Annotated in this window: 6 protein-coding genes; 3 read left to right on the top strand and 3 right to left on the bottom strand. The window is 68.9% G+C overall.

The window, feature by feature from the left end; translation table 11 throughout:
• Positions 1-9: 9 nt before the first annotated feature.
• Positions 10-792, top strand: a complete 783-nt coding sequence (locus tag QMK24_RS25460) for a hypothetical protein (RefSeq protein WP_283469101.1) — start codon at positions 10-12, stop codon at positions 790-792.
• A 727-nt stretch (positions 793-1,519) separates the two neighbouring features.
• Here the strand turns inward: QMK24_RS25460 and QMK24_RS25465 are convergent.
• The 3 genes from QMK24_RS25465 to QMK24_RS25475 form a co-directional block, all read right to left on the bottom strand.
• Positions 1,520-3,295, bottom strand: coding sequence for a site-specific integrase (locus tag QMK24_RS25465; RefSeq protein ID WP_283469102.1), 1,776 nt, complete (start codon positions 3,293-3,295; stop codon positions 1,520-1,522).
• Between the two features lie 222 nt (positions 3,296-3,517).
• Positions 3,518-3,856, bottom strand: coding sequence for a helix-turn-helix domain-containing protein (locus QMK24_RS25470; protein ID WP_283469103.1), 339 nt, complete (start codon positions 3,854-3,856; stop codon positions 3,518-3,520).
• Positions 3,857-3,859: 3 nt separating this feature from the next.
• Entirely contained in the window at positions 3,860-5,041 is a 1,182-nt protein-coding gene (locus QMK24_RS25475) for a tyrosine-type recombinase/integrase (RefSeq protein ID WP_283469104.1), read from the bottom strand.
• A 139-nt stretch (positions 5,042-5,180) separates the two neighbouring features.
• Here QMK24_RS25475 and QMK24_RS25480 point away from each other — a divergent pair, with 139 nt between their 5' ends.
• Positions 5,181-6,368 (top strand): DUF8616 domain-containing protein, encoded by a 1,188-nt coding sequence (locus tag QMK24_RS25480; RefSeq protein ID WP_283469105.1) that lies wholly within the window; start codon positions 5,181-5,183, stop codon positions 6,366-6,368.
• Positions 6,369-7,900: 1,532 nt separating this feature from the next.
• Complete coding sequence (locus tag QMK24_RS25485; RefSeq protein ID WP_283469110.1) at positions 7,901-8,728, top strand: type VII secretion system-associated protein; 828 nt, start codon at positions 7,901-7,903, stop codon at positions 8,726-8,728.
• Positions 8,729-9,040 lie beyond the last annotated feature (312 nt).

Genomic DNA, 9,040 nt, shown 5'->3' on the forward strand with positions numbered 1-9,040 from the left:
AGGTGGTCCGTGGACCAGCCGGGCATCGACAAACACCCCTGCGCGGCCCTGCAGCCGAACCGGCTCTGGCTGTTCTGGCAGAGCTACGACCCGGCTCAGCCCCCGGCCGACCGCAGATGGCGCATCTCGTTCGCCACCCGCACCGGCACGTCCTGGACGGCGCCGGCCGTATTCGGCGACCCGGCCGCCGAGCGGCGCACGCCGACCGCGGTCGCGGACAACGCCGGAGGCGTGTGGCTGTTCTGGCTGGAGATGTCGGGCGATGCCTGGCAGCTGCGGTACAACCGCCACGACGGCACCTCCTGGCAGCTGGCCGTCCCCCAGACCCCGCCCCTGGACGGCGGTCAGGACCCACGCGTCGAGGACGACCTGTACGTGCTGTTCCACCCATCGAGCACGACCCAGCGGTTGTGGCTGTTCTGGGCGCGCCACGAGCCCTGCGGACCGGCCGGGCAGACCCGGTGGAGCGTGGTCCACCGGGTCAAGCAGGGACTGGACCCGGCCGCCGCCGACTGGTCCCCGGTCCGCGCGCTGCCCAAGACGGGCACCGGCGGCTACCACGACCGGCAGCCCGCCGCGCTGCTCACTCCCTCCGCCGACATCGAGCTTTTCTGGAGCTCCACCGAGAGGGGCGGCTGGTCCATCTCCCGCAACACGCTGACCCTCTCCACACTCACCTGGGGAGCCAACCAGCAGCTTGTCGCCGGCCCGTACGCGCGCCGGGGGCCACTGGCGGTGGACACCGGATCCGGCACGCTGCTCGCCTACCGCTCCAACGAAAGCCTCGCGTAAGCCAGTTCGGCCTACGGCGCCACCCACACCCTGGACCGCCGCTACGCCGGACGCTGCCCGCAAGCCGGAACTCAGCACGCCCGAATCCGCCCCGGCGCCGGAGGGCACACCGCGCGAGGCGCCCGGCCATGTCTTGGAACCCCGGCCTCTCAACCTCCGCCGGGTCACGGTAGAGGCAGGGGGAGACCACTGCTCGTAGGCGGAAACCAGCGGGTTCGCGGATTCTGAAGGTCGGCGGGAAGCGAACCCGCTGGTAGTGGCGAGCATTCGCAGGGCTGGGCACGCAGGTTCAGCGCTGCTTGAATGCTCCAGTGATCGAGCTAGTGGTTGTCCTGGCAGCGGCGGGGCTGACGGCGTGGCTGTTCCGGCGCAAAGTGAAGCAACGTGCTAACAGTGCTACTCAGGGAAATGTGATCAAAGTTCCCTGCCTGCTCCGGCACCCTGCGCTGGAAGGACGATGGCTTCGTGGGCGGCTGCTGATAGGTCCCTCCGGAATGGCCTGGGAGCCCCGGACCAAGGCCGGCGCGGCAGTATCTCTTCCGGAAGGGTTGCAGCGGGTCAGCGTGCGTTCACCGTCGCTGCGCGAGGCGATGAAGATCAACGGTGGGTCCAGGATCGTTGAGTGCACCTCTCCCGAGGGGCCCCTTCTTGTTGCTGTGATGCCGAATGAGTTGGATCACGTAATCACAGCCTTGAACAGCAACGGAGCAGAATAGACAGCATCCCGTCATGCCTGAGTCGGGTCGATGGCGAAGTACTCGGGGTGGGCGGCGCGGACGTAGTGGATCGCGGTGTGAGAGGTGATTCCGAACAGACGCATCAGCCGGATCGGGTCCGCGGTCTCGCGGGCCTCGTCGAGGAGCCGGTCTTGCCGGAGCTGTGTGGCGTTGATCCCGATCCGGTCGCGGAGCGTGTGGAAGTTGGAGATGCCGACCGCGGGCTGATCGACGTGCATGACCGTGATGGGGCTGACGATCAAGTAGGGGTTGGTGCTGTGTGGCCACCGATGGTGACGCTCGACCAGCCAGTCTTTGACGAGCCGGAGGGCGAACTCATCCAGGCAGACCTCGTGGTCGAGCCGGTTCGGTCTGCGGATCCTCAGGCGTGCGGTCGATCGGTTGAGATCGTCCAGCCGGATCTCGGCGACCTGCTTGGGGCGGACGGCATAGACAGCGATCAGGACGGGGGCGAGTTTGTCCTTGGCGCCGGGGACTTGGTCCAAGAGCCCCCTGAGCCGGTCCGACGGGATGGCCCGGGGGACTCTGACGGGGGCCTTGAGGTGCACGTTTCGGGCTGGGTCGCGGAAGATGCGGCGCTCGCGCCGCAAGGCTCTGAAGAGCGACCGCAGCCCTGTGAAGTAGGAGTAGTTGACGGCGGCCGTCTTCACCTCCTTCTCTGTGGCTTCGTTGAGTGAGGTGAGGTGGTCCCAGGTATCCAGGACGGCCGCGACGTGGAGCATGTAGCCGCGGATCGTGTTCCAGGGCATCGGCGGGGAGGGCCGTTTGCCGTTGCCACGGAGCACGGCCACCCAGGCCCGGAGGTCTGCCTGGAACTGCGGCGGCGCTTGCGCTGTCCACCGCTGAACGGATGCTTCGTCGGCTCCGATCGCTTGTGAGTCCGGGACCAGCAGGCCCTTGGTCTGGAGGAACCCGGCGACACGGACGGAGTTGTAGTACGGAGTCATGCGGCCCACCCCGTAGACGTCGCGTTCGAGGATCGGGGTCTGGGTGCCGAGCCAGCCCAGCAGCACCCGGAGGGTGCGAAGGCTCTTCTTGCGGGTTGCGGAGTTCCACGACTGGGCTCGGGCGAGGTGGTCGAGTTCGTCGACGATCGCCTGTGCCGCGGGGCTGATCTTCAACAATCCGGGGTCTGGGACCGCTTTCCAGTTCCGTTCCGGGGCGGGGAAGAGTTCGAGCTGGTCAGGATCGATCAGGTGCTCGGGCCAGTAGCGGTGGGCTTCCCTGGCCTGGCGGGCCTGACGCTCTCGTGCGGTGTTGAGGTCGCGGCCGGTCTTGTTCGCGTAGATGTCGATCTCGCCGCCGAACCAGAGCTGGTCTGGGACAGGGGCATCGCCCAAGGTCTGCTCCAGCTGGACGACACGGCAGCGGCGGCAGCGCCCCAGGGACACCGGAAGGACGCGATGGCAGCGTCGGCACTCACCGGTGTCGGCGAATCGCCGCCAGTTCTTGCAGGCAGAACACAATCTCGATGTGGTGCCGGACCAGGACAGACAGTGCTGGCAGCTGACGGCGGGAAGATGAGGATGCAGCGCCAGATGCCACCGATTCGGCTGGTGCCGCAACAGCCCCGTGCGGCGGAACAACTCCACCAATGGGCCACGCATGGTGGGGAGTTGGGCTATGTCCTGCTCGCGCACCAAATACTGGTCCGGATCCCGGCTGGCGAGCGCGAGACGGGCCATGTGAAGTGCGAACCACTTCCACGCCTCGCTCAGATGCCGTTCAGCAGCCATCTGGTCGACGGCCGCGGCAACCGCTGGCATCTCCGGGAGTGGGCGGTCCGCGATTCGCTTCGCGTGGTCCGTCGTCAGTGTCCGGGGCAAAGGCGGCCAGGACAGCTGGCCGGGAACCTGCGGGGGACAGACTCTGAGGTCATCACGCACGACCTTCGAGCTTGGTCCCGGCGTCCAGGGGCGCCAGCGGGGAACTGGCAGTTCAGGGCCGAAGCGGAAGACTTGCTGACGCCAATGCATATCGTCCGCAGTTCAGTTGGGCGGAAGGCCGCGGAGCCCACGGCCGCCGCCCGGGACCGGCCGGACAGCGGTCCCGTGATCGTGCCGAGCGCCGACCACCCGGCGTTCGCCCTGCTCACGGGAAGCCAGATACGACTCCGGCTCGGCCTGCATAAGGTCAGCAACGGTGCAGTCCAACGCCGCGCAGATCTTGTCCAGGTCCTCCAGCCGGACCGTGACCGGCTTGCCGCTCCACAATGCGGCGACCTTGCTGAGGGAGGGAGTGAACCCCACCTCGGCGAGCACGGTCTGGAGCTGGGTCGGCCGCCAGATGTCGCGCTGCGCCGCGACCATCCGCAGATTCCACTTCATCGTTCATGCCTCCATGCTCAGTCGGCGGACCGCCCGGCGTGCGGACTGCAGGCTGGCTAGCTCCGGGTCCGCCTGGACGGTCGAGAGATAGCCGACCGTGGTGCTGGCCCAGATATGGCCAAGGACCTTCTGGACGTCCCAGAGAGCCATGCCGCTCTCATAGAGATGAGTCGCCCGCGCATGCCTCAGCAGATGGGGAATTAAGCAGGTCACCGGCCCGGGGAGGTAGAGCTCGCCAGCGGTCCTGAGCGCCTTGCGGAACGCGTCGGCTTTCACCGGCATGCCCACGGCGATGTCCACGGCAGCCAGCGCCCGCGGCCGCCTTTCGGAAGGGAACAGCGGTGCGGCCGGATCCGAGGCGTCGTCACTGAACGAGCCGCGGATCTCCTCGATGTACCACCACAGCAGTTCGCGTCCCTCCGCGAACAGGTATGCCTGCCGCTCGCGCTTGCCCGAGCCGCCGGCCCCCTTGCCCTGGACGACGAACCGGCCCCACTGCCCCAGCTCCCAGTGGATGTCCCCGAGCCGGACCGCGCACAACTCGCTGGCGCGGACCCCGGAGATGTAGGCGAGCTTGGCCATCACGTAATCGCGTACGGCCACCTGGTACTTGCGCGCCGCGGGGAGCGATGCGCGCCACTGGGTGAAGCACTCCGTCAGCGCTCGTTGCGACGGGGGAATCCTCAGTCCGAAGTCCCCACGGTGGACGGGCCTGTTGAAACTGTCGACCGGCGATTCGACCGTCGCGCCGAACCTCCGGGCGATCTCCCCGGCATACCGCTGTTCCAGGAACGCGAAGTAGCTGTCGACCTTGACCAGCTTGCTCCGCACCGTCGAGCGGGCCCGCCGGCGCTCTTGCCCGGCGTAGAACCGGTCCACGTGTCGCGGCGTGAGCCGCCACGGCACCAGGTCATAGAAGGAGCACAGCTCCATCACCGGCCGGACCAGCTTCTCCAAGGTGGTGGGCGCGAGTCCGGCAACGTCCCGGGCCCACAGATACTCGGACACCGTGTCCAGGTAGAAGCCCTGCTCATCGACGGCATCGTTCTGTGCAGCGGCCCGCCGCTGCAACACCTGGACATCGGCCAGGCCGCTGCCCTCCGGCCCGCCGGAGCCTTGTTCGCCGCCATCCTCCGGCTGCCCGGTGAGCAGCGTCAGACGGCGGCGACTTCCCGAATCCCGCATAGCCCCGCAAGTTACTGGCCAAACTCGCAGAATCTGCCCGCAACTTGGGAAACTCGACACGGACGAGTGACAGTCGGCAAGGAGGCTCCCACCTCCCCACTTGCGCAGTTCCCCGTACGAGAAGCGTCAATGAACCCGCGTGAACTCCAGTTATCCGGACCCGTACGGAGATTGCCTGTACGACTCGGTCTTCGAACGGTTGGCCGTGCACGATCCGGCCTTCCTCTCCGCCCTGCACGAACAGAACCGGGTCTTCCTCGACAGCCTGCACGACCCGGCGTCACCGTTCGTCCAGTGGTGGCAGACCCAGCACCAGCGGTTCGGCGACCACGGGCTGCCCGGGGACGGCACGCACGCCGGCCTGCGCGACGCGCCCTGGGACTCCGAGCGGTCCGGCGCCGAACCCGGCCACGTGGAACGCATGGTCTTCTTCTTCGACGCGCACGGCACCCGGTCCGGCGTCCAACTGCACAGTGATCACGGCTCCGCACCCGTGGCGTCGGACGGGAACCGGGTCGGCGACCTCATCAGGCGGGTCGACCCCGGGGGCACCGGTTCGATCGTGCTGATGTCCTGCTTCACCGGAGAGGGAACCTCCGGCGGCGTCGCCGCGGATGTCGCCCGCGTCACCGGCCGAACGGTCTACGCGCCCACCACCGCTGTCGGCCATGCCACAGGGGAGGACGGCCACCGGGGCGCCTTCGCCCTGCGCCACGACCCCGCCACCGGAGAACGCGGCAGCTGGATCGTCGTCAGGCCCACGGGCGAGAGCGGGCCGGTCACTCCTCCGGCGCATCCGGCTCCCCGCCGGCCCCAGGACGGGATGGGCGGCAGTGTCAGGGAGCACGGTTCCGTGACCTGGAACGCCGATGGCGGAGACCTGCCGGACGAGCGCCTGGAACACAGCCTGCAACGTATCCGGTTCCAGCAGGCGGCCGAGGTGTACGAGCGCAGGCTCGGCGATTACCTGGCCCAACACCCCCAGGGGTCCAGCTGCTCGCGGCCGAGCCCGCCCGCGCCGCGTGGGAGAACACCCCCGGTCCGGCCAGGCCGGGCGATCCCCATCCCCGACGGTTCTTCGGCACCCACCAGCAACCCGTCCCGGGGTCGGTGGGCGGAGACTTCGAGACACTCCGGCAGGTGGCCTACGAAGGCAACTTCCGCGAGCAGACGACGTTCCTGTGGAACGCCCAGCGCACCTTCCATATCGCGGCGTTGCTCGGCACCACCGTCCACTACCCACCAACGATCCAGGCCGAGCGGGCCTGGCGGGAGACTCCCTCCGCCCCGCCCCGGCACGTTCCGCGCGAGTTCGTCCCCCCGCTGAGTCACCGCGAATGGATCTTCACCAACCGCGGACAGACCTGGAAGTCCGGTGACCACTATTCGATCATCGCGCTCCGGCCTCCCCAACATCCGGAGGGAAACCCTCCGTTCACCCTTGAGGACTCTCCGCACGCCGACGCGCAGCGCACCGGCGCCCTGCTCAAGACCGGCACATCGGGCACCGCCTGGTTCCTGTTGAACGCGGCCGAAGCCGCCAACCACCGATGGAACCTGAATCTGGACCTGCGCTACATGCGCCCGTTCCTGCTCGCGATGCTGCTGCCCACCGGCCACCACTCGATGCACGAGGTGATGTACGCCGCCCAGCTGTGGGCGGACGACCCGCAGCACCCCCACCGCGCGGGACTGGGCTTCGCATACGACAACAACCCGGGCCGGTACCAGCGGCTGGCACCTCTGTCCGAGAACGAGCTGCGCGAATTCGTCGCCGTCGGGACGCGTTTCCCCGACGAACACGTATGCGGCGCGCAACCCACCCCGTACCAGCTCGACGGCCGGCTCTCGGAGCACCAGCTGGAGATGAGACAGCAGCCCTTCCACCTGGCCTCCGGCGCGATCCTCACCTCGGCCACCGGCGCCGGCAACCGCCGGCCGTCCGATGTCCTGGACGTCATCAACCGGTTGGAGACCATCGGCACCGCCCTGCCGCAGGAGTTGTTCAACGCCCGTGCGGACGCGCTGGCCCAGAACCAGATCAACCTCGATATCCGCGGCACGCTGACTCCGCATGAGCGGATTCTCCGGGAGCCGTTCATGAACAGCGTCTCGCCGGAAGCGGCCTCCGACGTACTCGCCGTCGTCCGCCGGGCCCTGACCACGCCGCTCCTGCCGCACCAGACACACGCGCTCGGGCTCGGCGCCCTGTCCGGCTCGGTCGGCCTCGGAGGGGACAACCACCCTCAGGACGTGCGCTCTGTACTGCAACTGCTCTCCGACCGTGTGCTGACCGGTCCCCTGCTGCCCGAACACGGGGGACCGCCGCTGGACCACAGTGGACCCGCCGGAGCCGGGGCCCTGTTGCGCCACTACCTCGCCGGCAATCTCACGCATCCGGGCCGGATCGCGGGCCTGCACGTCCTGATGACGATGCAGCAGGCCTCGGGCTCCGGCGGTGCCATGCTGCCGGGGCCTTCCGGAGGCGGCACCCAGCCGGACTTCGGGCACTGGGCCCGGAGCGGTGCGGAAGGTCCTGCGCCCCGGATCGACGGCACCACCCAGGTCACCTTCTGGGAGGCGGTGCTGACAGCCGCACACGACTCGGGCCGGCTGCACTCCTCCTGGATCGCCGAGACATACGCCACCGGAACCCACGACGAGCTGGAGATCGGCACGGTGATCGGGCGGCTGCTCCCGGACGGCGCCGTCACCTACAACGGCCCGCACTCACCCCAGCCGCAGGCCGGACAGCTCGTCGTGGTGGGCGACGGCGCGTATGTCGCGGTCTCCACCGGCGGGACCGGCGCCGACGGGTTCCCCGAGGTGATCGGACTGAACCTGGCCCGCGCCCTGGGCATGGCGGACCCGGCATGGCACGGCTCCGACTCACCGCCGCAGTGGGCGGTGATCGGGCAGTGGCGCTCCGACGAGCGGGGCGAGATCGTCGAATGGCAGGAGAACCGGGACTACCGCCCCTCCCCCGGCATGCTCGGCTGGGACGAGCCGACCGATCCGGTCGACGACGCGATGCAGTTGGCCGCCACCGGATACGGACCACTCGACGGCATCTGGGAGGCCCTGGCGGAAGCCGAGTTGGCCGTACTCGTACACGCCGACGGTGAGCTGGTGACCGCTTGCACGCCGGACGGAAGCGCGGTGGTCCCGGCCCACACGTCCCGGATTCACCTGGCCTCCGCAGGCGCGCTGTCCTCGCAGCGGCTGCCGACCCGGGCGGTCCTGGAACGGCTCCCTGCCGGGCACGATCTCTACCTCAATCCCGCCGCCCCGGTGGCGATGCGGGTCGGCCCGGAACAGCTGACCGGCCCGGCCAAGACGGTCGTCGCGAGTGCGCCGCCGGTCGGGGAAGCAGTCGCGGAAGTGGTCGCGGAAGTGGTCGGGGAAGCAGTCGCGGAAGTGGTCGCGGAGCCGGAGCAGGTCGTTGCGGCGGAACCCGTCGCGGAGCCGGAGCCGGTTCCCGATCCGGCGGCGGCCCCGCAGACCGGTGCGGTGTCGGTGGCATTCCGGCTGATACCAGCGTGCAGATGGTGGGCGGCGCCCCCAGCTATTACACGGTCTACCGGGCCTTCGACGCCAAGAGCGCCAACCAGACCGCCGCTTTCACGATCAACCACGTCCAGCAACGCGGTCACTGGGTGTCGGCCGGCACCTTCCCGGTCAACCTGAAGATCGCGGTCGAACTCCATGACCGCGGATTCGACTGGACGGGCACGACCAAGACATACGCCCATCACGCGGCAGCCGCTGTCAAGATCAGCTGCACCGGCCGACCCACGCTGATGCCGGCCCCGCGCAGGAGGCGGCCGGCATCAGGAATCGTCCACGCGTCATCCCCCGGAGCCCCCTCGACTCACGGCTATTTCAAGATCCGTGCGGGAGTCCGAGGAGGTCGAACGGGCGGTGCATGGCGCGTCCGGCCCAGCGGGTGGCTTCGGTGATGGCGGTGCGTCCGGCGAGGCGGTGTGCGCCGATGGCGAG

This window comes from Streptomyces sp. PH10-H1 (assembly GCF_030063355.1).
Lineage (GTDB): Bacteria > Actinomycetota > Actinomycetes > Streptomycetales > Streptomycetaceae > Actinacidiphila.